At 55.3% G+C, this 24,660-nt stretch carries 17 protein-coding genes, 2 tRNA genes and 1 pseudogene; 8 read left to right on the top strand and 12 right to left on the bottom strand.

The genetic code is table 11. The features are described 5' to 3' along the window. Positions 1 to 1,140 (top strand): annotated as a pseudogene (locus QN378_RS18340) (hypothetical protein); the annotation flags it as partial. Between the two features lie 121 nt (positions 1,141 to 1,261). On the opposite strand, the gene QN378_RS18335 reads toward QN378_RS18340, so the two are convergent. The 4 genes from QN378_RS18335 to QN378_RS18320 form a co-directional block, all read right to left on the bottom strand. Next, positions 1,262 to 3,544, bottom strand: coding sequence for an autotransporter outer membrane beta-barrel domain-containing protein (locus QN378_RS18335; RefSeq protein WP_322204757.1), 2,283 nt, complete (start codon positions 3,542 to 3,544; stop codon positions 1,262 to 1,264). 375 nt (positions 3,545 to 3,919) lie between these two features. Then, positions 3,920 to 5,773: a hypothetical protein gene (locus QN378_RS18330; protein WP_322204758.1), complete on the bottom strand. Its 1,854-nt coding sequence runs from the start codon at positions 5,771 to 5,773 to the stop codon at positions 3,920 to 3,922. 344 nt (positions 5,774 to 6,117) lie between these two features. Then, the gene (locus QN378_RS18325; protein ID WP_323547274.1) at positions 6,118 to 8,076 is read right to left on the bottom strand and encodes a hypothetical protein; all 1,959 of its coding nucleotides are present in this window, start codon (positions 8,074 to 8,076) and stop codon (positions 6,118 to 6,120) included. 234 nt (positions 8,077 to 8,310) lie between these two features. Then, positions 8,311 to 9,273 (bottom strand): zinc-binding dehydrogenase, encoded by a 963-nt coding sequence (locus QN378_RS18320; RefSeq protein ID WP_323547276.1) that lies wholly within the window; start codon positions 9,271 to 9,273, stop codon positions 8,311 to 8,313. Between the two features lie 139 nt (positions 9,274 to 9,412). On the opposite strand from QN378_RS18320, the gene QN378_RS18315 reads away from it, so the two are divergent. Together QN378_RS18315 and QN378_RS18310 are read left to right on the top strand one after the other, a co-directional pair. Beyond that, on the top strand, positions 9,413 to 11,494 hold the full coding sequence (locus tag QN378_RS18315; protein WP_322204762.1) for a carboxy terminal-processing peptidase: 2,082 nt from the start codon (positions 9,413 to 9,415) through the stop codon (positions 11,492 to 11,494). Positions 11,495 to 11,635: 141 nt separating this feature from the next. Then, positions 11,636 to 13,405 carry a bifunctional diguanylate cyclase/phosphodiesterase gene (locus tag QN378_RS18310; protein WP_323547278.1) on the top strand — a complete coding sequence of 590 codons (1,770 nt, stop codon included), beginning with the start codon at positions 11,636 to 11,638 and terminating at the stop codon, positions 13,403 to 13,405. A 105-nt stretch (positions 13,406 to 13,510) separates the two neighbouring features. Here QN378_RS18310 and QN378_RS18305 read toward each other — a convergent pair whose 3' ends face one another. The 5 genes from QN378_RS18305 to QN378_RS18285 form a co-directional block, all read right to left on the bottom strand. Next, positions 13,511 to 13,987 (bottom strand): sel1 repeat family protein, encoded by a 477-nt coding sequence (locus tag QN378_RS18305; RefSeq protein WP_323547280.1) that lies wholly within the window; start codon positions 13,985 to 13,987, stop codon positions 13,511 to 13,513. Then, entirely contained in the window at positions 13,984 to 14,349 is a 366-nt protein-coding gene (locus QN378_RS18300; protein WP_322204765.1) for a hypothetical protein, read from the bottom strand. Before QN378_RS18300 ends, QN378_RS18305 begins: the two co-directional genes overlap by 4 nt. Then, positions 14,346 to 14,687, bottom strand: a complete 342-nt coding sequence (locus tag QN378_RS18295) for a helix-turn-helix transcriptional regulator (protein WP_322204766.1) — start codon at positions 14,685 to 14,687, stop codon at positions 14,346 to 14,348. Before QN378_RS18295 ends, QN378_RS18300 begins: the two co-directional genes overlap by 4 nt. Positions 14,688 to 14,831: 144 nt before the next feature. Continuing rightward, positions 14,832 to 15,284 (bottom strand): YkvA family protein, encoded by a 453-nt coding sequence (locus QN378_RS18290; RefSeq protein ID WP_322204767.1) that lies wholly within the window; start codon positions 15,282 to 15,284, stop codon positions 14,832 to 14,834. A 407-nt stretch (positions 15,285 to 15,691) separates the two neighbouring features. After that, complete coding sequence (locus tag QN378_RS18285) at positions 15,692 to 16,420, bottom strand: FKBP-type peptidyl-prolyl cis-trans isomerase (RefSeq protein ID WP_322204768.1); 729 nt, start codon at positions 16,418 to 16,420, stop codon at positions 15,692 to 15,694. Positions 16,421 to 16,789: 369 nt separating this feature from the next. Between QN378_RS18285 and QN378_RS18280 the strand changes: the two genes are divergently transcribed. After that, on the top strand, positions 16,790 to 18,598 hold the full coding sequence (locus QN378_RS18280; RefSeq protein WP_322204769.1) for a di-heme-cytochrome C peroxidase: 1,809 nt from the start codon (positions 16,790 to 16,792) through the stop codon (positions 18,596 to 18,598). 33 nt (positions 18,599 to 18,631) lie between these two features. Next, positions 18,632 to 19,768, top strand: a complete 1,137-nt coding sequence (locus tag QN378_RS18275; protein ID WP_322204770.1) for a catalase family protein — start codon at positions 18,632 to 18,634, stop codon at positions 19,766 to 19,768. Positions 19,769 to 19,952: 184 nt separating this feature from the next. Here the strand turns inward: QN378_RS18275 and QN378_RS18270 are convergent. Together QN378_RS18270 and QN378_RS18265 are read right to left on the bottom strand one after the other, a co-directional pair. Then, positions 19,953 to 20,029 (bottom strand) — tRNA-Asp (locus QN378_RS18270). 20 nt (positions 20,030 to 20,049) lie between these two features. Next, a tRNA-Val gene (locus QN378_RS18265) sits at positions 20,050 to 20,125 on the bottom strand. 160 nt (positions 20,126 to 20,285) lie between these two features. Between QN378_RS18265 and rdgC the strand changes: the two genes are divergently transcribed. The 3 genes from rdgC (at position 20,286) to sugE (ending at position 22,691) form a co-directional block, all read left to right on the top strand. Continuing rightward, positions 20,286 to 21,206 carry a recombination-associated protein RdgC gene (gene rdgC / locus QN378_RS18260; protein WP_322204771.1) on the top strand — a complete coding sequence of 307 codons (921 nt, stop codon included), beginning with the start codon at positions 20,286 to 20,288 and terminating at the stop codon, positions 21,204 to 21,206. 78 nt (positions 21,207 to 21,284) lie between these two features. Beyond that, positions 21,285 to 22,241: a bile acid:sodium symporter family protein gene (locus QN378_RS18255; protein WP_322204772.1), complete on the top strand. Its 957-nt coding sequence runs from the start codon at positions 21,285 to 21,287 to the stop codon at positions 22,239 to 22,241. A 135-nt stretch (positions 22,242 to 22,376) separates the two neighbouring features. Next, positions 22,377 to 22,691 carry a quaternary ammonium compound efflux SMR transporter SugE gene (gene sugE, locus QN378_RS18250; protein ID WP_322204773.1) on the top strand — a complete coding sequence of 105 codons (315 nt, stop codon included), beginning with the start codon at positions 22,377 to 22,379 and terminating at the stop codon, positions 22,689 to 22,691. Positions 22,692 to 22,702: 11 nt separating this feature from the next. On the opposite strand, the gene QN378_RS18245 is transcribed toward sugE, so the two are convergent. After that, complete coding sequence (locus tag QN378_RS18245; RefSeq protein WP_323547284.1) at positions 22,703 to 24,577, bottom strand: MFS transporter; 1,875 nt, start codon at positions 24,575 to 24,577, stop codon at positions 22,703 to 22,705. Between the last annotated feature and the right edge of the window lie 83 nt (positions 24,578 to 24,660).

Here is a 24,660-nt window from a genome sequence, read left to right as displayed (position 1 = left end):
CCGGTGTCCGCCGCGCGCACCTTTACGGTCGCCGTCGCCACCGCGCCAACCATCGCCAGTGTCAAGGATTCCAAAGGCACCGAGATCCCCGCTGGCGGTACCACCTTTGACACCAGCGTGACGCTGGCGGGCAAGGCTGCCCCCAGCCAAAAGGTCGAGATCTTCGATGGCACCACGTCAAAAGGCACCGCGACGGTCAATGCCAGTGGCGACTGGACCCTCGCCCTCACGGCCCTGACAGTGGCCAGCCACAGCATCACCGCCAAGGCCGTATATGGCAGCAATCCGGTGTCCGCCGCGCGCACCTTTACGGTCGCCGTCGCCACCGCGCCAACCATCGCCAGTGTCAAGGATTCCAAAGGTGTCGAGATTCCCGCTGGCGGTACGACCAGGGACACCCAGGTAACAATCACCGGTACAGCATCTGCCAACCAACAGGTGCAGATTCTCGACGGCGCCAGCTCACTAGGCACGGTAACGGCGGCTGGTATTAATTGGACGTATACAATGTCGACAACAGTCATGTCCTACAGCATCAAGGCTCGCGGGCTTTATGGTAGCAATCCGGAGTCTGGTGTAAGGACGTTTACGGTTCAGCCAGCAACGCCGCCTTTTGTTATTGATACCTCGCCAGTCACGCTAGGTGGCAGGGCGTACATTTGGAACGATGGCAAACCGTTGCCAGCCGCGCCTGCGGCAGGGACATCCATTCAACGGTCTGCTAGCGGAGGTATTCCTCCGTATACATACCGAGCCTCCACAACAGCAGTCTCGATCAATGCAACATCAGGGCTAGTGCGAGCGCTCAAGAATGGCGCAGCCACCATAACAGTCAGAGATTCCAGCGGGACCGAGCTGAGCTATCAAGTAACGGTTACCGATGCATGGATAATCGAATACATCGGTGACTTTATTCATCGTGGAGCTTTAGAGTATCAACGCCCTGGTGGACACTTACCGAGTGGAGATGAAAACCAGCAAATTCGTACCCATTACGGAGCATCATGGCCCCATGGAGAGCGGGGTTGGTGGTCTTCTGACGTTAAGGGCGCTGACGCCCTGGTCGTCACTATACCGAGTGGTAGTGCGTTTTTTACCCTGAAAGCCTTTGCTTATGCGTCATTGTCGGTTTATAGATGAAGCCCTTAGGGAAAATTATCATGAATGAGTACATTGCTTCCTGAGCATCTTCACCATAAGAAAAGGCCTCGTGGCTGATTCACGGGGCCTGTCTTACTAGATGCGTTACGCCTGATATTGTTTACCAGCTATACCGAACCCCAACATTCGCCCCAAACGGCTGTTCGATATGTTCGCCGTTGGAGTAATCGAAGTCCGCATGCAACTGCAAACGCTCCGACATGCTGACGGCAACACCGGCGCCCAGTTCTCCGCGCGAGCCGGACAGGTCGTTGTTGAAGCGGTTGCCGTTGACGTTTACCTCATTGGCGTTGACAAACTCATGGGCCATGGCGCCACGAATGTAAGGCTGTACGACGCTACCACTTGCCAGGGTGAAGTTGCGGCCGACGGTCATACCGACTTTGCCCAACAGTGAACGGGCGTGGTCGCCGTTGGCGTCCATGCCGTTATTCAGGTCGTAATTCGCGCCCTGAATCGCCACGGCGGAGAGTTGGGTAAAGGGTTCGATGAAGTACTCGTTATCAAGCTTGATATGGCGACCGAATTCTACCGAGCCCCCCAGACCGATGTTGCTGTAGTTGCCCTTTGCACGCTCGCCATCGCTCATGGTGACGTTCGCGTTGTTCCTGAAGTGGTTGACCTTGACCACGCCATCAAAGTAATAGCCGCTGTCTGGGTCAAGCCAGGTGGTATAGCCCCCTACATACGAACTCTTGACCGCGCCAGTGGTGCCGCGGCTAAGGTCCAGATCAGACTCGCTATACCCGGCGAGTACCCCCACCAGCCAGTGCCCATCGCCCATCGGCAAGGGTGCATCAGCACCCAGCGAGAAACCTTGCTGGTTTTGCTGATACCCCAGACCGTTGGCATCGGCCACGTTGTATTTGTTGCCGTAGGTGCGAACCCAACCGCCGGCCTTACCGCCATTGAAGCGCAATTCACCCATGCGCGTACGCAGCGACGTCAGCTCCCCGTACCAGACGGTCGGGGCGGTGTTGAACAGCGCCAACACTGACTGGGTACCTGGGCTGATGATTTTCGACGACGGGTCGAGGAACCAGTCGGTGCCGCCTGAACCGTTCACCGCCGAGGTCAGGGCATAGGAGAATGCACCGACGTCGACCGGACCGTTCAGCAGCGAAAACTTCGCGTCTCCGGCTGCGGTGTGAACCAGTGTCACGGGGTCTGCCGTCAGCGGATCACGACCGGAACTGGTGACCAGCAGGCTGTGGTCGCCGGTTGCCGTGCCGGTCACGTTCAAGGTGTCGTGCAGGTTCTGCGCGAAGTCCACATTCATGGCGAAGGTGCCGTTACCCGCCAAGGTGCCTACGTTTAACTGATAGAACTGGCCGGCCGGGCCCATCGTCACCCGGCCGCCGTTCATGTTCAGCGCACCAATGGTATTATCGGCCGTCATGTTCCAGTTTGACTGGTTGTTAATGGCCACGTTGCCGACGTTGGTCAGACTGCCGGTGAAAGTCGAGCGGTCATTCAAGGTCAGTGCGCCAGTACTGCCAGCCTCGACATTCAGGTCACCGGTCATCTGGCCCTGGTTGAAGATCAGATTGCCGGTGCTGCCCCCTTGCACCTGAACATTGCCGGTGAGCGTGCTATTGGCAACGGTCATGGTGGCGGTCGAGCCGCCTTGAACTTCCAGCAAGTTGCCGTTGCCGCCGCTCAGGGTCGAGCCGTTGTTGACGTTGATGACTGCGGGCATCGTGCTGGAACTGACTCGAATCGCCGCCCCCGTAACGCCTTGCAGGCTGGCGTTATTCAGCACCAGGCGGTTGTCGCCGACGTTCTGCTGATCACGGGAAAACCGTGCACCGTTGACGTTGCCGGTGATCGTTGTTCCGCTGTTGGCTTCAACATCGCCGCCGATGATGTTCAAACCGGTGCTGCTTGCACCGGTGCCGGTCACGGTTGAGTTGTTAAGCACCAACCTGCTCAAACCCGTAATTTCTGCACCGGCGTCACCACCACTGGCGTTACTCCCTGTAAACGTGACATTCGATCCGCCGGTAGTTGTACCACCTGTTCTATTGACAGAAAGGCCCAAGTACTCACCGTTGATAGTGGCCCCACCTGAGATCGTCGCCGTACTGTCGGTAACGAATATGCCATCCCCTCCTGGGGCGGTCGTCGTGCCGCCGGTCATATTCAGCGTCGAGCCGGATGCAATCTGAATTGCTTCCGTTGTTGCTCCATTACTATTTAGTGTACTGGCACCTGTTACAACATAAAAGTCCGATGCTGTCGTACCATTGATATTCAGCGTTTGCCCGTTGCCGACGATTGCAGCGAGAAGTGTTGGGCTCGCCAACAAGGCTGGGACTACAACACTTAGGCCAAGCAGGTGTCGCGAATAACTACTAAAGTAAGGTGTTGATTTCGTGTTCATAGGCCGTTCATCTCCTTTGTGGAAGTGCGTTCGTTAGTGGACGCATGAGTTTGATGGCGGCGAACGATACAGACCCTCCTCCGGAGTTTATGTAGGACATTTCCTAGGATTGCTCGGAAATTTCCTACAGGCACTCAACGGTCAAACAAGGGCACGCGTCGTTGCAGAACACGCGCTGTTCCACTGACAAACACACTGCAAAACTCCAGTTTGCCTGTTTGGGTATAGTTCGATTTAAAAGAAAGCAGCGAGAAAAGACAAAAAACAGTGATTATTTTGTGCTTAAACGTGAGCACTGAAGTTGTTATAGCCAGAAGAAATAATGATTATGAAGAAGGGAAATGCCACCGGTATTTCCCTTCCTTTAACAGCAGCCTATGGCAATGGAATACGACAGGTGTCACCCCCGCCTATTTCAAAGAATGTCTTGACGATATGCCGTTGCGACGTCACTGGACGGCCATCAATCGTGGCGGTGTACTCAATAGAGCCCCAGTTGGGACTGGATGCCAACATTGCCGGTTCGTACGGGACATAGACGAGAAACCCGTTGGCCGCCTCGTTGGTCGTCGGCGTAAAACGGATCGTAGCAGTGGTGCTGGGTATCAATGTCGACCCTGCCGCGTCTCTCCAGCCCTGGTAGGTAAATACAAGCTCCTGATCCGCTAGTTGTGGTTCGCCGCCAGGCACTGCAATGACGGCTACCACTCCAAAGGGTGCTACGTTACGCAACGAGCTGCAATTGAACCAGTCGGTGAAATCAGTATCCAGGTTCTGGAACAACGGATTGGGAATGCTCGCTGTTTTGATGAGCACATCAACCAGTCTGGGCCGAGAAGTGTCTACGTTGTCATTCACACTGGGATGCGCAATGGTGTAATGCACCGGCAGTTCAGGATCATTGCCGCCGGTGTCGATAGCTGCCCAAGGGATGGTAAAGGGAACCAAAAAGTCATCGGCCTCAGTACCGATAACCCTATATTCGCCTCCGGGCGCGGGTACGGCCACGCCCTTCCAGTACAACTGAACGACGTCACCGGCCTTGTATTTTTCGTAAATAATAACCTCTGCGGTTGCATCTTGACCCGCATCGACCAGTTCCAGTTTGTTGGGCACCGTAGTGACGGCACCCTGAACATCCACCAGTGCCAATGCCGGGTTTTCGGTACCTGGATCAGGGTCGGGGTTGTCGGGCCCGGGTTTTCTCAAATCAACCTGAGGGTCCGCGCCCACGGTTTCAGGGAAGCGATCGGTGCCTCGTAGAATGGCGTAGCTGACATGCACCGTCTTGGGTCCGTCATTACCATTTTTCACCGCAGAGAATGGAATGTTAACGAACACCGGGAATCCCGGAATAGTCACTGGGGGCTGAGCAAGCCCGTCCCAGGTCACCGCGAACTGGTCCTGCCCCGCTTGAAAGTTGTCATATTCGTCTTCGAGTACAACGGCAACCCCCTGATACGCATCTGCCAGGTCGATCAACCCGTCATCAGCCAAGGGAACCGTGGGCGGCCGCAGGTTGGCGGGCGCAGGGTTCAGTCTTACATTCAGGTGTTTGAATCCCGACGCAGGCCCCACATTACCCACGCGGTCAGCCAGTGTGTAATAAATGCCATGTTCGCCCTCCACCGTACCGATATCAGCGGTTGTTAATTCAACAGTTACCACGTTATTAAGGTCAGGGCGAGTGAACTCTGCAAACAACCGGGCCGTGACTTGACTGACGCCATAATACACTCTGATGACGTCGTCTATTTTGGCATCCCCATACTCAGGAATCGTCACTGCAACAAATCCATTCGCATCGAGATATTCTTTGGTAATCCCATCGCGGTCGACTTCAGCCGGTACAATTACCACATTCCCTGCGTTGCCCGAATTGGGGGCGAGGTTATCGATATTGATCGATAGTTCATCAGAATAGTTAGGATTTCCGCCCACGTTAAATCCATAGGTCAAACTATAGCGCCCTGCATTGACCGTTTGACTCGCGGGCAGTTCCAACTCAATCGGGAAAGCGGCGTCCAGAATGGGCAAGCTGCCGGAGTATCGTGGGCCGACGGGCACCCCGCTCCAAAGCAACTGCACATAATAAGGAGTGCCATCTGCATCCGAACCTGGCCGTTCAAAGATAGGGATATTAACCGCTAAGGACACCCCGTGAGGTTGCGGCAACTGGTTTTTCTCATCGTCTGCTGTATCGGGCAGCAACGGGTTAAGTGGACTCATTGCCGGTGCCGGAAGTATCAGTTTAGGCGCGTTGGCCTGTATTTCCCTCGCGTATTTGCGGGCATGGGCCGCGGCTTTTTGCTTTGGCGTTAAACCCTTATCAGTGGTTAACATTTCATAGTCCCTCATGGTAGTTAAGCTGTGTGTCCGCGATGAACTTCAAGTCCATGAAGTTTTCGCGCAGCACGGTTCCACTTCGTACACTTACTGTCACTGACGACGTGCGTACATAGGCCGAACTTCGCCGATAGAGGGTGGATAACAGAGAAGCGTGTATCAGATACCCACCGTATTGCGCAGGAACAGCGCGTCATCATTGCGATGATGGCAGCGGCTCATGTTAATCAATCCTCACAAAGATCCAGGTCCGGAGAACACGACTCGCCACTGGGCATCTTGCGGGTGATTTTTACAAAATCCATGTCCGAGCGGCCAAACCCGCCGCTGGTTTTATAAAGTGCGTACTGAGCCGTCGCCGAGCCGTTGTCCTCCATGGGTTCAATCAAGGTGTCGTAGGGCACTACCACAATGTCAAAACCGTCAGCCGCCTCGCTGGCGCTTAATGTCTTGATAAAGGTTTGGATCACCCCAGGAATAGGATTACTACCGTTCAAGGAGTTACAGCCCTGCCACGTCAGCTCGACTCGATCATTGGCGCTGAACTCGGCATGGCCTGCGACCCTGACCGTTACGCCTTCCCAAAGCCTGGGCACCGCGCAGCAATTTAGATAACCAAACAGATTGGCATGGGGAAACTCTGGCGCCGGCAACCCTTCAATCAGCACAATCGAAACATCGACCTCGGTGATGCGCGCCTGCTGCTGGTTAACGCCATTGCTGGTGGTGTAATACACCGGTAATGCGCGGTTGTTCAGCTCCGGCTCGATCACTGCCCACGGGATTTCCACGCTGATGAGTTGACCACCGACATCGCCACTTTGAACGCTGTAGCGGGCGGCAGCTTGGCTGATAGAGCCCCAAAACACCTCAATGACCTCAAGGGGCTGGGGGTTGTCATACAGCGCCAAGGTCGCCGTGGCGTCCAGTCCATAATCCAACGCAGTTAGCGTATTAGGGATGTCCGAGATTTTCCCGCGAACGTCCAGTTTCGCCAGGCTGATATTGAGCAGCGCCGGGGCATTGGCATGGTCCTGGCCGGCAATGGTCAAGTTGACCGGCGCGGTGGCCTGCGGTGAGGAGGGTGTCTCTAACGTGCCCCGACGCACGACGTAATCCACCTCGGCCGTCAATGGGCCTAATCCCTTCGCCCTTAATACCGGCCATGGCACATAAGCGCGAAGCGGGAATGCCGCCGGGTCGACGTCCAGTTCGTTGAGTTGCGTACCGTCCCAGTTGATTAGGATCTTCTGAGTACTGTCGGCGTTATCGTATTGATCGATTTCAACCGTCACGCCCCCTTCATTGTTGGCGCCTTCACGGGCCTGTTCACGGTCGATCAAGCCTCGGGCTGACAACGGAATACGCGGCGGCTTGAGGTTTTCCGGCGCGGGGGTCAGATCGACCAGGATCGACGACAAGGTCGACCGTGGCCCTCGGTTGCCCGCCAGGTCCCTGAGCCGATAGTAGGCATAACGTCGGCCCTGGCCTGCGTTGCGAATGTCGGCTTCATAAAAAACGATCGCCATCTGATTGTTATCGATATCTTCCTGACTGAACTCTTGCTCGCGAATCGCCGCTTCATCATCCGGTGGCAGGTTCTTGTCGGTCCAGTAATAAACGGCCCGATCCTGGGCCTGCGGTCCGGTGTAGCGAGGCACCTGAGCACGGACTTCGCCGTACTGGGTCAAGTAGTCATCGGTGATAACGCCGTTCAACTCCGGGGGAAATATCAGCGCAAAGGGGTCCTGGTTATCGTTGGGGGCTTCCCGGTCAACCGTGACCGTTATTTTTAAAGATTCCTTTGCATTGCCTCCGGTTGTTTTGGTGTAGGAGAGGTCATAAACGCCATGCACTAACTTATCCACAGGCACCGTGCACGTCTTGGGGCCTGGAGCGATTGGCGGGTCAAACCGATACTGCTTTACGGAGACAAAGGGCGCACCCGCAAGCCGCCAGCCGATGTCAATGAAATCGGTCAATACGGGATCCATGGAGAAGTCCCAAGGCGGAACAATAAGTTCAAGGTCCTGATCCACGGCGCTGCGAGGCACCAATCCTTGTGCATGTTGGTCGCCGTTACCGTCTTTGATGATCGAGGGTACGTCAGGCGCCAGATAGTCGACCTGAGTGATGTCAATGCGTTGCGTGCCGCCAACAGGGCGCGATCCTACAGGGCCAGCCATTGCGAAATCCCTCCATGGAATTCATATCGATCAGCGACGTACGTCCGGGTTGCCACGTTCGATCTTGTTGAACTGTCACTTCATTCAACGCTAATTAGTGCAGGAGGGGTACTGTCACAAATGACAGGTTTTGGCCGATAATTCGACCGTTTGTCGGCGGAGCAAAGATGAACCGCAAGGGACTGATTGTTTTAGGCGATTTACCGAAAATCATCTGTCCCCTACGCCAAGTCCCTATACCAGGCTCGCGTCGATCACCAACACCACCTTCCCCGACACCTGATTGGTCGCCAGTTCCGCGAAGGCTTCTTCGGCTTCCGTAATCGGGAATGTTTTGGCCAATTGCGGCTTCAGGCGCCCTTCGCTAAACAAAGGCCATACGTGCTGCCCCAGATCGCGAAGCAGGTCAGCTTTGAACTGATCGCTACGGCTGCGCAGGGTTGATCCGAGGATATTTACGCGCTTGCTCAATACCTGTGCCAGATCCAGTTGCGCCTCGCGGCCACCCATCAAGCCGATCAGCACCAGGCGTCCATCAACGTTCAGCACCTTCACATTCAGCGCCGCGTAGTTGCCGCCGACCGGGTCAAGGATCACGTCGAACGGGCCGAGGTCTTTCAGGCTGTCCAGGTTGTCGCTGCGCACCACCCCGCCTTGGGCACCTAGCGCCTGGCAATAGGCCAGGCGCTCAGCGGAACCCACGCTGACCCACACCGGGTTGCCAAAGGCTTTGCAAAGCTGAATACCGGCTGAACCAACACCACTTGCGCCGGCGTGCAACAAGACTTTTTCACCGGGTTTCAGCGCTGCAAGCTGAAACAAGTTCAACCAAGCGGTGGCGTACACCTCAGGGATACCGGCAGCTTCGGACAATGACATTCCGTCGGGAACCGGCAATACGTGGTGACCATCGACCACCACTTCTTCAGCCATGCCGCCGCCCGCCAACAGTGCGCAAACCCGGTCGCCGACCTGCCAGGACGAGCCCGCGCCTACCTCACTGATGACCCCGGAACACTCCATTCCAAGGGTCTGGCTCGCGCCCGGCGGCGGTGGATAAAGTCCGGACCGCTGGAGTAAATCAGCGCGATTGAGCCCTGCCGCCGCAACACGAATACGAACTTGTCCCACGTCACACGTCAAGTCGGGCTGTTCAAGCCATTCCACATGTCCTTCAACGCCTTGCAATGCTTTCACGGTGCCTCCATAGTGACTCTGGACTGAGCCGGTGCTATAGACGCACGGGCTTTTTGCATTATGCGACCGGATCCGACGGAACCGGCGATCTCAAAGACGGCCTAATATGCGTTATCAATTGCCCCCGCGTCGAATCAGCATGAAGCATTATCTCCCTAGCACCGCACTCGCCTTATTGATTGGCCTGAGTGCCTTGCCCATGTCCACCCCTGTGTTTGCAGCCAACAGCTGGGATAACCTTCAGCCTGACCGCGAAGAGGTCATTGCGAGCCTGAACATCGTAGAGCTGCTCAAAAGGCACCACTACAGCAAGCCTCCTTTAGACGACAAGCGTTCTGTCATCATCTATGAAAGCTACCTCAAACTGCTCGACCCCTCGCGCAGCTATTTCTTGGCCAGCGATATCGCCGAGTTTGACAAGTGGAAGGTGCAGTTCGACGACTTTCTGAAAAGTGGTGACCTGAACGCTGGCTTCATCATTTATAAGCGCTATCTGGATCGCGTTAAATCGCGTCTGGACTTTGCATTGGCAGAGCTGGGAAAGGGCGTCGACAAGTTCGACTTCACCACCAAGGAAACCTTGCTGATCGACCGCAAGGACAGCCCATGGGCCAAGTCTGACGCTGAGCTGAATGACTTGTGGCGCAAGCGGGTCGAGGATGAAGTGCTGCGATTAAAGATCGCTGGCAAAGAACCCAAGGCCATCCAAGAACTACTGACCAAGCGCTACAAGAATCAGTTGGCGCGACTGGAGCAGACCCGCAGCGAAGATGTGTTTCAGGCCTACATCAACAACTTCGCCATGTCCTATGACCCGCACACCAACTACCTGTCCCCGGACAGCGCGGAAAACTTCGACATCAACATGAGCCTCTCGCTGGAAGGCATTGGCGCGGTGTTGCAAAGCGATAACGACAACGTGAAAGTCGTGCGTCTGGTTCCGGCCGGACCTGCCGCCAAAACCAAACAAGTGGCGCCTTCAGACAAAATTATCGGCGTCGCCCAAGGCGACAAAGAGATGGTCGACGTGATCGGCTGGCGTCTGGACGAAGTGGTCAAACTGATTCGCGGTGCCAAAGGCTCAGTAGTGCGCCTGGAAATCATTCCGCACACCAACGCGCCGAACGACAACACCAGCAAAATCGTGGCCATTACTCGTGAAGCAGTAAAACTTGAAGAACAGGCGGCGAAAAAGTCGATCCTCCACCTCAAGCAAAACGGCCATGACTACACACTCGGCGTGATTGAAATCCCGGCGTTCTATCTGGACTTCAAGGCCTACCGTGCTGGCGATCCGGAATACAAGAGCACCACCCGGGACGTGAAAAAACTGCTGACCGAACTGATGGCCGAGAAAGTCGATGGCGTCGTGATTGATCTGCGTAACAACGGCGGCGGCTCATTGCAGGAAGCCACCGAGCTGACCAGTCTATTCATCGACAAAGGCCCTACCGTGCTGGTGCGTAACGCCGACGGTAAGGTTGATGTGCTTGAAGATGAAGCCACTGGTGCTTTCTACAAAGGCCCGATGGCGCTGCTGGTCAACCGCTTGTCTGCTTCCGCTTCGGAGATTTTTGCCGGCGCACTGCAGGACTATCACCGCGCATTGATCATTGGCGGTCAGACCTTCGGTAAAGGCACCGTGCAGACCATTCAGCCGCTGAACCATGGCGAACTGAAACTGACACTGGCCAAGTTCTACCGGGTCTCCGGTCAGAGCACTCAACATCAAGGCGTGTTGCCGGACATCGCGTACCCCTCGATCATTGATACCAAGGAAATCGGCGAAAGCGCGCTTCCGGAATCAATGGCCTACGACACCATTAAGCCTGCGATCAAACCCGTGGTGGACCCGTTCAAACCGTTCCTTGAGCAGTTGAAGGCACGCCACGATGCGCGTTCGTCGAAAGACCCTGAGTTTGTCTTCATTGAAGACCGTCTGGCTCTTGCTCAGAAGTTGATGCTCGAAAAAACCGTCAGCCTGAACGAAGCCGAACGTCGTGCTCAACACACTGACATTGAAGGCAAGCAACTGGCGCTGGAAAACGCCCGTCGCAAGGCTAAAGGTCAAGACCCGCTCAAAGAGCTGAAGAAAGAAGACGAAGACGCGCTGCCCGCAGAAGACGACAAGACCAAACCCGAGGACGACGCTTACCTGTCGGAGACCGGGCGCATCCTGATCGACTACCTGAACTTAAACGCGGCGGTGGCAAAGAAGTAATCACGCACAATATTGACGTAAAAATGATGGCCAATACGACTAGTTAGTAGCATTTGGTCATCAAACAGTCATGAATCTGTCGTGAAATATAGGGGCTGAGCGCAAATGTGCTCAGCCCCTTTTTCTTATTCCGAGATTGCCATGACCGCCATTGAACAGCTGGGTGCCTTGAGCTCAATTTTGGCTCAACGCGATCTACACAGCTTGTTCCAACCGATAGTCTCACTGTCGGATCGCCGAATTTTAGGCTACGAAGCCTTGACAAGAGGGCCGTCAAACAGCCCGCTACACTCCCCCATCACCCTGTTTGCCATCGCCCGTCAAGCGGGTCGATTGAGTGAATTGGAGATGGCTGCACGCGAGTCCGCTTGCCGACGTTTCAACGACCAGAAACTCGACGGAAAGCTTTTTCTCAATGTCTCACCTGAATCCTTGCTGGAACCTACCCACCCCCCGGGCCGCACTCTGGAGCTGCTGCAGACTTACGGCATCGCACCGAGCCAGGTGGTCATTGAGCTGACCGAGCAAACTCCCACAGAAGATTTCGATCTGCTGTACAAGGCACTGCATCACTACCGCGACATGGGTTTTTCCATCGCACTGGATGATCTCGGTGCGGGCTATTCAAGTCTGCGTTTGTGGTCAGAACTTCGCCCGGACTACGTCAAAATCGATCGACATTTCATCGACGGCATTCATCAAGATGCGGTCAAACGTGAGTTCGTTGGCTCCATGCTGCAAATGGCCAAAGCGTCCCGTGCGCTGGTGATTGCCGAAGGCATTGAGTTGCAGGAAGAACTGGCCGTACTCATCGACATGGGGGTGGATTTGGTTCAGGGCTATTTGCTCTGCCGTCCGCAAGAATACCCCCCGCGCGATGCCCATGCTTTGCTGCCCAAACTTAACCCGGCGGCTCCCGCGCTAAATGAAGACGCCCCGGACTTGCGCGCATTGCTGATTGAGCAACCGGCGGTTAATAAGGCCGCGCCGACAGCAAGCGTACTTGAGTGCTTCCGCAAGCAAGCAAACTTGAACTCGCTGGCGGTGCTTGACGAGTTGTTGCAGCCCTGCGGCATCGTCCATCGACATTCGCTTTCGGACGCGTTGCTTAAGCCCTTCGCCACCGACCTGTTCGCCCGCAAACCCATCAGCCGCTTAATGAACACCGATTTTCTTGCGGTGGAGCTCAGCCAATCGCTGCAACAGGTAAGCCGTCTGTTGACCAGCCGAGCCCGACAGCGCATCGAAGAAGACTTTATCATCACCCTGAACGGTAACTATCTGGGACTGGGCCGGGTAATTGACGTGCTGAAACTGATTACCGAACTGAAAATCCAGCAAGCGCGCTACGCTAACCCATTAACTTTATTACCCGGCAACGTGCCCATCCAGCAATGCCTCACGCGACTGCTGCAACAAGGTCAGGAGTCGATGATTTGTTACGTGGATATCGACAACTTCAAACCATTCAACGACATCTACGGCTATGGCAGGGGCGATGAAGTGCTGCTGTGCCTCGCGCAATGCCTGAACGACCGCATCGACCCAAGCCGAGACTTTGTCGGGCATATCGGTGGTGATGACTTCTTGATGGTGCTGGGCTCAGAAGATTGGCGTAAGCGCTTAAATCTGCTGCTGGAGGATTTTCAGAACCAGTGCCGTCGCTTCTATCGGGCCGAGCACCTGGAGTGCGGTTGTTTCACGGGGTTGAATCGCCAAGGCCAGCGTCAAGAATTCTCGCTGCTGTCGCTGTCCATCGGTGTGGTTCACCTACGCCCCGAAGCCTGCGCACATCTAGATGCCAGTCAATTGGCCGAGTTGGCATCGCAAGCCAAGCATTTTGCCAAAAGTGTGACCGGAGCCAGCGTGCATGTGATCGACAGCCTGGACTCGGTAACCGTGAAAGATTGAACAACGACCCGTAGGGGCTACTCCGCCTCTCCGACGCCGCGTTGTCAGTTAGAGAACAAGCTCGACAGGGTGTTTTTTTGCACTCAAAGGCTATGCAATGTTTGCCTAAAACCCATGCGGCTTTCCCATACCCTCAAACTGTTTTGCGCGCTCGGGGTCAGCCGTTAGGCCAGGCCCACCCTTGTTGTATAGCTGCGACAACTTGATCGGCGCTAACGGGTGACCGGCTTTAACGGCCATTTCCCAAAAGCGCGCGGTCTCTGCCGCATCTGGAGCGTTACGGGTGTCTCCCGCCAAACTAACCACACCCAGTTGGTACGCAGCCTTGCTGTCTCCACCATGTGCGGCCAGACGCAATAAACGCAGACCTTCTTCCCGCGCGCCCAAGCCCTGGCCCCGAAACAGCAGGATATGCCCGTAAAAGCTTTGAGCATCGACATCGCCAAGATTGGCCATACGCGAGAACTGACCTTCTAACCATTGCCAGCTTTTAGGTCGCTCGACAAACCAATGCCAATGAAACAATCGGCGGGCCAGCAGGTAGGTCATTCGTGCCCGCAAATACCATAAAGGTCGAATCATGCTATCTCCGGATAGCTATATTCAAAAACCCGCACCACTTCAGATGCGTGCCAGGAAGCGGCCGCAATACCGTCCGATGGACCGCAGAATCGCCCAAGCCGTTCGACACAGTCGAAAAAGCCAGTGCGCGGCAAGCGGCTGGCACCTTGGCTGATGACCAGTGAACTGCGTAGCGGTTGCTCCGCACGAGCGTCCAATGCAGCCAGGTGCTCAAGTGCGGCGGTAAGTGTTTGCATAGCGGGACTGGGTAGCTGAAGACGTTCGAGCAATGCGCGGTAGGTCAATAGATGGCGTTGTCGGCGAGCCTGATCTAACTCCGCCAATAGCCCTTCCCAGTGCTGACGACTAATGCGAACACTCATGATTCACCTCGCCAACCGGGTACGCCTAGCTCCCAAGCCAAACTCCGTCGAATAGCAGCATCCGGCACCCGCTCACCGCTTTCGATTAAATCCAGGTACGACGGGCTGATTCCAACTGTGCGCGCCAACTGCGCGACCTCCAGACCCTTGGCATCTCGTAGGGCGCCCAGTTGATCCAGGCTTGGAAGATCGCCCGTTAGGACGGCTGAAGAGGGCGTTGTAGCTTTTTGCGTGGATGGAGCGCCAACACCCGCTGCTTTCAACAAAGCCTGGTACTGGGCCCATGGCAATACTGCGTACTCTGGCTCTCCATCACGTGTAATTATTTGAAGATCCATACAACCCCCTGTAGGACTACAACACTTTGCATGTAGGCTTTTTCCGTGTGTCGGCATCTTAACAGTGGACAGAGTGCAGGTGCGTAGTCTCAATGCGCCTGGATTTTATTCATTTACGCGAATTCACTCTATTGGCACGCCCCATCATTCCTTGTGATGCTCAAGCTCAAGCAACGCAGGCGTCGCGGGCAGACGCTCGACTGCTGCAAGTTTTTCAACTGACTGCATGGCACGCCAAGCTCGAAAGGCATCAAGTTCAGCCTCCAGGGTCTTCATGACCCAACCTAACACCACGATGTCATCAAGCATGCCAATCACTGGAATCCAATCAGGAATAAGATCGATGGGGCTTAGGAAATACATCAGTCCCGCCACCACCGAGACCATAGCCTGGGGGCTGATCGCGCGGTACTCGCCGCGCCAATACGCCAGGCACAACGCTTGCAACAACCGCAGATCGTCTTTGAGTTTGCCCAGCCGATTCCCTTCGGCCGCCCCCTTGCGCGCTACCGCGAACAGCAACGCCGGTAAACGCCCAGCGGTAATCAAGCGCTGAGCCATAGGGATAAACCGAAGCAGATTCCAAGGCATTTTCATAATGACTCCCGTTGAATGATTGCGACCTGCTGTAGGAATTCGACTTCAGCGGATGCGCGTCATCAGCAACTTTAACGGCGTATAAATGTTATCCACACAAGTTGTGGATAACCTTGTGAACAGAGCCACTTTTCTGGCCTAAGAATCCCGGATTACAGGGCTTACGCTCAAATCGGGCGTTTTTTACTCACATTAAAAATCGCATAAATTCGTTGACTTGAGACCTGACAGAAGCTACCCCCACTACTTAACCCGGAGCCGAGTTAATCGTCCTACAATCACGCCTCTATCAACACGCCTGTAGACGCTATTACGACTACATTAAAACTAATCTGTTCGCCGACGAACACCAGATACGACAACGCCCCGTCGAGACGGGGCGTTGCGGTCAAACCGGAGAAGCTCTATTACTTGGCGGCTGGCACGTCAGGCGCTTCTGCAGCAGCAGGGTCCTTGATGGCAAGCAGTTCAAGATCGAAAACCAATACTGAGTTGGCGGGAATCGTAGGACTTGGGCTCTGCGCGCCGTAAGCCAGGTCGCTAGGAATGTAAAGTTTGACCTTTTCGCCAACGTGCATCAATTGCAGACCTTCGACCCAACCTGGAATCACGCCGCTTACTGGCAAATCAATCGGGCTGCCACGCTCAACGGAACTGTCAAAAACTTTCCCGTCAGTCAGCTTGCCGGTGTAATGAACCGTCACTATGTCGGTCGGCTTAGGCTGAGGGCCATCGGCTTTTTTGATGATTTCGTATTGCAAGCCAGAAGCCGTAGTGGTTACTTCCTTACGCTTGCCGTTTTCTTCAAGGAACTTTTTGCCCGCAGTGGCCGACTCTTCGCTCATCTTGGCCATGCGCGCTTCAGCACGTTTCTGCAAGGCAGCAAAAGCTTCAACCAGCTCGTCGTCCTTGAGCTTCTGTTCTTTTTTGCCGACGGCATCTTCGATGCCTTGGGCTACGGCTTTGGAATCCAGATCATCCATGCCTTCTTGAGCCAGGCTTTTGCCCATGTTCAAGCCGATGCCATACGAAGCTTTCTGTGCCGGTGTTTTCAGCTCTACATTGGTATGCGAGTCACAACCCGCCAGTACCAGACCAACCAGGGCTACCGCCGCCGCCAACCGATGCTGTTTCATACTGATTCCTTGTTCATGCGCCAATAGGGCAAACGAGTAAAGCCGCGAGCTTATCAGGCTGCCGCGATCAATGGCTACCGGCATGAGAGGCGACAAAGACAGATAAGTTCAGGTATCCAAACGTTTTATTAGCTTGCCTGTGAGTCGTACAGCATCGGTTCAGCTATACCAAAGAGGCCTTTTGCCTTCTGGGAGCACGTTCGCCAGCGGCCTTTGGGCAATACGGTCAAATCAAAATTATTCTCGCAAGCCCTGTTCAATCAGAGCATGGCGTGATTACGTAGGCCATATTACTGAGAAAATGGCTACTTGCCATCAACGCATTGGCTCAGGCATAAGGGGGCTATCACTCAACAAGGAGGTTTCACGTTGCGCTTTATTTCCCGAGTTTTTCTGCTGATTGCGGTCTTGCTGTGCGCGGCTTTGGCGGTTGTTCTCTACTACGTCGCCAATCCAAAACTGCCGTTCTATGTACCCGCACAACAGCTGCATTACCTTGAGCAATGGAGCGAAGAGGACCGCCAAACGTTTTATTACACACCCCAAGGTACTCAAGTAAAAAACCTGCGCTATGACTGGTTCAGCGCGCTAGAACTGCCCTTCTCTGATAAACGCTTCGCGACGCCGGAGTATTTGGCGCGTTTTGGCTTTCTGGTGGACCCGAAACAAAAGGCGACGACCATTAATCCGGGCAACCTGCCTGTGGGCTTTGCCCAGCATCAAAATCCTGGCAGCAGCGAGCAGTATCTAGAGATCACCTGCTCCGCTTGCCACACCGGGGAATTACGCTTTAAAGGCCAGGCACTGCGCATCGACGGTGGATCGGCTCAGCATGTATTGCCTTCCAGTGTCCCGACGTTGCGCGGTGGCAGTTTCGGTCAGGCGCTGGTCGCCAGCCTGTTTGCAACTTATTACAACCCTTGGAAGTTTGAACGCTTCGCACGCAAGGTTCTTGGTCAAAACTACGACACGCAACGCGAGCGTCTGCGCACCGACTTCAAACAATCACTGGATATCTTTTTACACGCGGCCTGGAACGACACCCACCGTGGGCTTTATCCCACCGAAGAAGGGCCAGGCCGTGCAGACGCTTTCGGGCGCATCGCCAATGCCGCCTTCGGCGACGCGATTTCCGAGAAAAACTACCGTATCGCCAACGCGCCCGTGGATTACCCGCAGCTTTGGGACATTTGGAAATTCGATTGGGTGCAGTGGACCGGTTCAGCTCGCCAACCCATGGCACGTAACATCGGTGAAGCCCTTGGCGTGGGCGCTACGTTGAATTTGTTCAATGTTGAAGGTCACGCTCTGACCGGCGACGCCCGCTATCCCTCGAGTGCAAGGGTTCAGGACCTTCATCGAATAGAAGACACCCTGCAACGGCTCAAACCGCCGAGGTGGCCTGAAGAGTTGCTGGGCGTTGTTGACCGCCCACTTGCCGCGCAGGGAAAGCTACTGTTCCAGAAGAATTGTGCCGGGTGTCACGTACCGCCAACGAAGCAATCCTATGACCGTCCGATACTAGAGCTGACAATGCTGCCTGTCGCGGAGATTGGCACCGACCCCAATACCGCCAATAACATTGCCGATCAGCGTTACGACTTGAGCGCGCTGAAATGGGATCCGCAAGCGCTAACGGCGCTGGACGTCGAGCTGGTTCCTGAATCTGATGTCCCAGTGGACCCAAGTCAGATCTCGATGGCCAAAGGGCTGGCTTATATCACTGCATTCGTCGAAAACCGGGCGTACCGCGACTTAAAAATTTCGCTTGCTGAAAGCCATCGTCTGAACGGCTTTGGCTTGCCGATCAGCGTCCGTGAAGTGCGGGCTTACCGCGCCCGGCCGCTGGAAGGTGTCTGGGCTACCCCACCGTTTTTGCACAACGGCTCGGTTCCTAACCTCTACCAATTGCTGTCGCCACAGGATGAACGCGCCACGACTTTCTATACCGGTAGTTTTGAATACGATCCCAGTCATCTGGGCTACCGCACAGAAGCCTTCGCTGGCGGCTTTTTATTCGACACAAAAAAGTCCGGCAACCACAACAGCGGTCATGAGTTTCGCGCCGGACCCCGTGGCAACGGTGTAATTGGCAGGCAGCTGCAACCCCAAGAACGCTGGGCCCTGTTGGAGTACCTGAAGGTGCTAGGTGGCCCACTCGAATCAGAACTGCCATAAGCGCGTAAGTGCGCCGGATACAAGGATCAACACATGCTGACCAAACTCTGGGTCCGCCTCGGCGCGTTTCTGGGCAAGACCTTGCTCAAGTTGCTGGCACTTGGCCTGATCGGATGGCTGCTGGCAACCACTTGGTATGCATGGCACTACCGCGGGCCGGTGTCGGCGCAGGAGCAGATTCCGCCTGAGGAATCAGCGATGTCCCAAGACATCATCCAGACCGCCATTCAGATCGTCGATCAACACCGCGAAAGTACTCGTTATCTGCGGGATGCCCATGCCAAAGCCCATGGCTGCGTGAATGCACAGGTTCAAGTGCTGAACGATCTCGCTCCGGCACTGCGCCAAGGCGTGTTCGCCGAGCCAGGTAAAATCTGGCAAGCGTCGATGCGCCTGTCCAACGGCAACGCTTTCCCGCAGTTTGACAGCATCAAAGATGCGCGCGGCATGGCCATCAAATTGATGGATGTACCCGGCACGCAGTTGTTAGCCAACCAACAAGGACGCGGCGAGCAGGATTTCGTGATGTTCAGTCATCCGAATTTTTTCGTCAGCGATGTCGCTGAATATCGTCAGAACATCGCTGCCCAGGCCAACGGTCAAACCGGCCTGGCGTTTTTCCCAAACTGGGACCCGAGAACCTGGCAAATCCGCCACCTGTTCATTGCATTGGGCACGCTGGCACCGGCGCCTGATAGCCCGACCCAGGTCACTTACTACTCGGTATCGCCTTACAAGTTCGGCGCCGCCAATGCCAAGTTCCGGGTCGCGCCGGACCCGCAAAACTGTCCCGACTACGCGCTGCCGCTCCAGAATCGGAAAATGCCAAACTTCCTGCGCGGCGCACTGACTCAGCAATTGTCGACAGATAGAGTGCCCGCTTGCTTTGTTCTACAGATCCAGCGGCAAGACTCAAGCAAGTTTATGCCCATCGAAGACACCAGCATTGAATGGAAGGAAAGTGACGCGCCGTTCGAAACGGTCGCCTCAGTGAAAATTCCAGCGCAAGACTTCGACACCCCAGAGCTAAATCTGGCGTGCGATAACGAATCATTCAGTCCCTGGTTTGGTATCACTGACCACCGCCCGATTGGTGGTATCAACCGTCTGCGCAAAGCGGTGTACGACGCGGTAAGCGAGTACCGCCATGCGCGTAACGCCGAACAATAATTGGCGGCGGCAACGTCTGTTCGCACAACGGAGTAGGAGCCGAAGGCTGCGATCAGTCAAAGAGACCTTCGCCAATAAGTTGGCCCCTGCAAAGGGCCTCCTACCGGTAAATTTCGCACAAAAAAAAACGACCCTAAGGTCGCTTTTTTTGCTTCAAGGAGTTCAAGGGCCTTGAAACGTAATATGGCGCAGCGGACGGGACTCGAACCCGCGACCCCCGGCGTGACAGGCCGGTATTCTAACCGACTGAACTACCGCTGCGCGTAACACTAAGAAGGAATTGGTGGGTGATGACGGGATCGAACCGCCGACCCGCTGCTTGTAAGGCAGCTGCTCTCCCAGCTGAGCTAATCACCCTTCACTCTCGGTGTGGCGCGCATTCTATATAGCGACCCTACCTCTGGCAAGCACTTTCTAAAATACTTTTATAATGCCGCCAAAGGCTTAGCGCAGGGTTGGCCGCAGACGCTGAGGAGGGAATAATGCCCCCCTTTGCACATAAGGAGAGCTTTACCCCATGTGGTTCAAAAACCTGCTTGTCTATCGCCTGACCCAAGATCTGCCTTTTGATGCTGAGGCGCTGGAAACCGCATTGGCGACCAAACCCGCGCGCCCATGTGCCAGCCAGGAGTTGACCACTTACGGTTTCGTGGCTCCGTTCGGCAAAGGCGAGGACGCACCCCTTGTCCACGTCAGCGGCGATTTCCTACTGATAGCTGCGCGCAAAGAAGATCGTATTCTGCCCAGCAGCGTTGTGAATGACGCAGTAAGAGAGAAGATCGAAGAGATCGAAGCCGAACAAATGCGCAAGGTCTATAAGAAGGAGCGCGATCAGCTCAAGGACGAAATCATCCAGGCGTTCTTGCCCCGTGCCTTTATTCGTCGCGGCTCGACCTTTGCCGCCATCGCACCGAAGCAGGGTCTGATCCTGGTCAACGCTTCCAGCCCGAAACGCGCAGAAGACCTGCTGTCTACGTTACGTGAAGTGATCGGCTCATTACCGGTGCGCCCTCTGACCGTGAAAGTCTCGCCAAGCGCGACCATGACTGAATGGGTCAAAACCCAAAAAGCGGCTGACCACTTCTTCGTGCTTGATGAATGTGAGCTGCGTGACACCCACGAAGATGGCGGCATTGTTCGATGCAAGCGCCAAGACCTGACCAGCGAAGAAATCCAGCTGCACTTGAGCACCGGAAAAGTGGTCACTCAACTGTCGCTGGCCTGGCAGGACAAACTGTCGTTTGTGCTTGACGACAAGATGGTGATCAAGCGCCTGAAGTTCGAAGATTTGCTGCAAGACCAGGCGGAACAGGACGGCGGCGAAGAAGCCCTTGGCCAGTTGGATGCCAGCTTTACCCTAATGATGCTGACCTTCGGTGAGTTCCTGCCGGAGCTGTTCGAAGCGTTAGGAGGCGAAGAACTGCCGCAGGGCATTTAACGCGTCATACCACTCCGCTGTTTTGCGCTACCGGCAGCGGTAGCGCACGCTTTCTCACTATAAAAACAGGATCAGACCATGCGTGCGCTGGCTGCGTTGAGTCGCTTTGTGGGCAATACTTTCGCTTATTGGGTGCTGTTGTTTGCCGTGTTGGCGTTTGTGCTGCCCCAATGGTTTATAGGGTTGAAAAGCGCCATCGTGCCGTTACTCGGCTTGGTGATGTTCGGCATGGGCCTGACGCTCAAGGTTGATGATTTTTCAGAAGTCGCTCGCCATCCATGGCGTGTGGCCTTGGGCGTTATCGCCCATTTCGTGATCATGCCCGGAGTGGCCTGGTTGTTATGCCGAGTGTTTCATTTGGCCCCAGAAATAGCCGTCGGTGTGATTTTGGTGGGCTGCTGCCCAAGCGGAACCTCTTCCAATGTCATGACCTGGCTGGCCCGGGGCGACTTGGCGTTGTCGGTCGCGATTGCCGCCGTGACCACTCTTCTCGCCCCATTGATGACACCGGCATTGATTTGGTTACTGGCCTCAGCCTGGCTGCCGGTGTCCTTCATGGATATGTTCTGGTCGATTCTGCAATTAGTGCTACTGCCTATCGTTCTCGGCGTCGTTGCACAACGCGTACTCGGCCCACGGGTGAAAGCTGCAGAAGAGGTATTGCCGCTGGTGTCTGTGGTCAGCATCGTCATGATCGTCGCCGCCGTGGTCGCCGCGAGCCAAGCGAAAATCGCTGAATCCGGGTTGCTGATCATGGCCGTGGTCATCCTGCACAACAGCTTCGGCTTCGTGCTGGGCTACTTCACTGGCAGGTTGTTCAAGCTGCCTTTGGCTCAACGCAAATCCTTGTCGCTGGAAGTCGGCATGCAAAATTCCGGGCTCGGCGCCGCACTGGCCAGCGCACACTTCACGCCATTGGCTGCTGTGCCAAGCGCCTTGTTCAGTGTTTGGCACAATATTTCCGGGGCGCTGCTTTCTACTTACTTCCGGCGCATGAGTGAGAAGGCGGATCGGGAAGCGGCCAACACTCTGTAGATGCCAACGTGCTGGCCGGCTGCTTGCAAGCTTGCCCTTGGGCCGAGAATGTGCAAAATACTGCCCACAGTCAGGACGACCTGACCGTTACATCAGAAAAACCCATCCGAGGACGACCTCACGCTGGAGGTCATCATGTCTTGGATCATTTTGGTTTTTGCCGGTCTGTTTGAAGTCGGTTGGGCCGTCGGCCTGAAGTACACCGACGGTTTCTCCCGCCCGATTCCCACGGCCCTCACCGTCACAGCGATCATCATCAGCCTCAGCTTGCTGGGCCTCGCCATGAAAGAATTGCCGCTGGGTACCGCCTATGCCATCTGGACTGGCGTTGGCGCAATTGGCACAGTGATCGCGGGAATCATTTTGTTTGGCGAGTCCATGGCGCTGTTTCGTCTGGTCAGTGTTGGGCTGATTCTGTGTGGATTGGTGGGGTTGAAGCTGAGTACTTGAGCCGTTTGCGGCTACCTGACCGCTCCTCTCAACGCCGCCACTTGGGCTTGCAAACTGGCAGGTAACGCGGCATCGCCGGTCACTGCGGGGCCGGCGACCAAGGTAATGCGCGACCACAGCCGATGAAGTACGCCCTTGTTCGGGTCGCGGCTGAAAAAACTGCCCCACAACCCTTGCAACGCCAGCGGTATCACCGGCACCGGGGAATCTTCTAACACGCGCGTCAGGCCACCCTTGAACTCATTGAGTTCGCCATCCGTCGTCAGTTTGCCTTCGGGGAAGATGCACACCAATTCACCGTTTTTCAGGTATTCGGCGATTTTCTTGAACGCTTGATCGTAAATCAGCAGGTCTTCGTTGCGCCCGGCAATCGGGATGGCGCCGGCCGTGCGGAAGATGAAGTTCAGTACCGGCAGGTTGTAGATCTTGTAGTAAGTCACGAAGCGGATCGGCCGTCGTACTGCCCCGCCGATCAACAGCGCATCAACGAACGACACATGGTTGCACACCAGCAGCGCAGCACCCTCGTCAGGAATCCGGTCAAGATGGCGGTGTTCAACGCGGTAGAGGGAATGGCTGAGGAGCCAAATCAGAAAACGCATGCTGAACTCGGGAACAATCTTGAAAATATAAACATTCACGGCGATGTTCATTAGCGACACCACCAAAAACAGCTGCGGGATCGATAGCTTGACCACGCTGAGCAGCACAATCGAGACAATCGCCGAAACCACCATGAACAGCGCGTTAAGGATGTTGTTGGCCGCGATGACGCGTGACCGCTCTTTCTCCACGGTGCGCGACTGAATCAATGCGTACAGCGGCACGATATAAAAGCCGCCAAAAATGCCAATACCCAGCACATCTGCCAAGACCCACCACGCTTGGCCATAAGACAACACCGCCAACCAGTCATTAACTTGAACGTTCTGCGCGAATCCCCCTGAATGCCACCACAGCAACAGCCCGAACACCGTCATCCCCATGGAACCAAAGGGCACCAGACCGATTTCGACTTTGCGCCCGGACAAGCGCTCGCAGAGCATCGAACCCGAGGCAATACCGATGGAAAACACAGCGAGAATCAGCGTAACCACGGTCTCATCGCCGTACAGCCACTCTTTGGCATAAGCCGGGATCTGCGTCAGATAAATCGCACCCACAAACCAGAACCAGGAGTTACCGACAATTGAACGCGATACCGCAGGCGTTTGCCCAAGACCCAAGCGCACGGTGGCCCAGGACTCACTGAAAATATTCCAGTTCAGGCGTATTTCCGGAGAGGCCGCAACCGCACGCGGAATGCCACGGCTGGCGATGTAACCCAAACCGGCAACCACCAACAGTACCGTAGCAACGAGGGGTGCGTACTGCGCAGAAGACATCATGATCCCGGCGCAGATAGTCCCGGCCAAAATCGACAAGAAGGTGCCCATTTCCACCAGCCCGTTGCCGCCAACCAGTTCATTCTCATGCAAGTGTTGCGGCAGGATTGAGTATTTCACTGGCCCAAACAACGCCGAGTGAGTGCCCATGGCGAATAGCGATAACAGCATCATCCACAAGTGATTAAGCATAAAGCCCGTTGCCGCCACCAGCATGATCGCGATTTCACCTAGTTTGATAAGGCGGATCAACGCGTCCTTGGGATACTTTTCACCAAACTGCCCCGCCAAGGCCGAGAACAGGAAGAACGGCAGAATGAACAGCAACGCACACAAGTTGACCCAGATCGAACGATCGCCCTCAATCGTGAGCTTGTAGAGTATGGCGAGAATCAACGACTGCTTGAGTACATTGTCGTTAAACGCCCCTAGGGACTGAGTGATGAAAAACGGCAGGAAGCGCCGTTTCCCTAGCAGATTGAATTGCGATTGTTGACTCATAGACCCCGCACCCCATGACGCCTTATCCGGCTTTCAGTGGCCGACATTGAAAACGCTAAACACATGGATGTCGATAGGATGCG

Origin of the sequence: Pseudomonas sp. 10S5 (genome assembly GCF_035019745.1) — a bacterium.
Lineage (GTDB): Bacteria > Pseudomonadota > Gammaproteobacteria > Pseudomonadales > Pseudomonadaceae > Aquipseudomonas.
This window is presented reverse-complemented; position numbering and strand designations above follow the sequence as displayed.

Bases quoted from the DNA above. Each gene is read 5' to 3' on its own strand.
- QN378_RS18335 (WP_322204757.1), bottom strand. From the start codon at position 3,544: ATGAACACGAAATCAACACCTTACTTTAGTAGTTATTCGCGACACCTG.
- QN378_RS18330 (WP_322204758.1), bottom strand. From the start codon at position 5,773: ATGAGTCCACTTAACCCGTTGCTGCCCGATACAGCAGACGATGAGAAA.
- QN378_RS18325 (WP_323547274.1), bottom strand. From the start codon at position 8,076: ATGGCTGGCCCTGTAGGATCGCGCCCTGTTGGCGGCACGCAACGCATT.
- QN378_RS18315 (WP_322204762.1), top strand. From the start codon at position 9,413: ATGAAGCATTATCTCCCTAGCACCGCACTCGCCTTATTGATTGGCCTG.
- QN378_RS18310 (WP_323547278.1), top strand. From the start codon at position 11,636: ATGACCGCCATTGAACAGCTGGGTGCCTTGAGCTCAATTTTGGCTCAA.
- QN378_RS18305 (WP_323547280.1), bottom strand. From the start codon at position 13,987: ATGATTCGACCTTTATGGTATTTGCGGGCACGAATGACCTACCTGCTG.
- QN378_RS18300 (WP_322204765.1), bottom strand. From the start codon at position 14,349: ATGAGTGTTCGCATTAGTCGTCAGCACTGGGAAGGGCTATTGGCGGAG.
- QN378_RS18295 (WP_322204766.1), bottom strand. From the start codon at position 14,687: ATGGATCTTCAAATAATTACACGTGATGGAGAGCCAGAGTACGCAGTA.
- QN378_RS18290 (WP_322204767.1), bottom strand. From the start codon at position 15,284: ATGAAAATGCCTTGGAATCTGCTTCGGTTTATCCCTATGGCTCAGCGC.
- QN378_RS18285 (WP_322204768.1), bottom strand. From the start codon at position 16,420: ATGAAACAGCATCGGTTGGCGGCGGCGGTAGCCCTGGTTGGTCTGGTA.
- QN378_RS18275 (WP_322204770.1), top strand. From the start codon at position 18,632: ATGCTGACCAAACTCTGGGTCCGCCTCGGCGCGTTTCTGGGCAAGACC.
- rdgC (WP_322204771.1), top strand. From the start codon at position 20,286: ATGTGGTTCAAAAACCTGCTTGTCTATCGCCTGACCCAAGATCTGCCT.
- QN378_RS18255 (WP_322204772.1), top strand. From the start codon at position 21,285: ATGCGTGCGCTGGCTGCGTTGAGTCGCTTTGTGGGCAATACTTTCGCT.
- sugE (WP_322204773.1), top strand. From the start codon at position 22,377: ATGTCTTGGATCATTTTGGTTTTTGCCGGTCTGTTTGAAGTCGGTTGG.
- QN378_RS18245 (WP_323547284.1), bottom strand. From the start codon at position 24,577: ATGAGTCAACAATCGCAATTCAATCTGCTAGGGAAACGGCGCTTCCTG.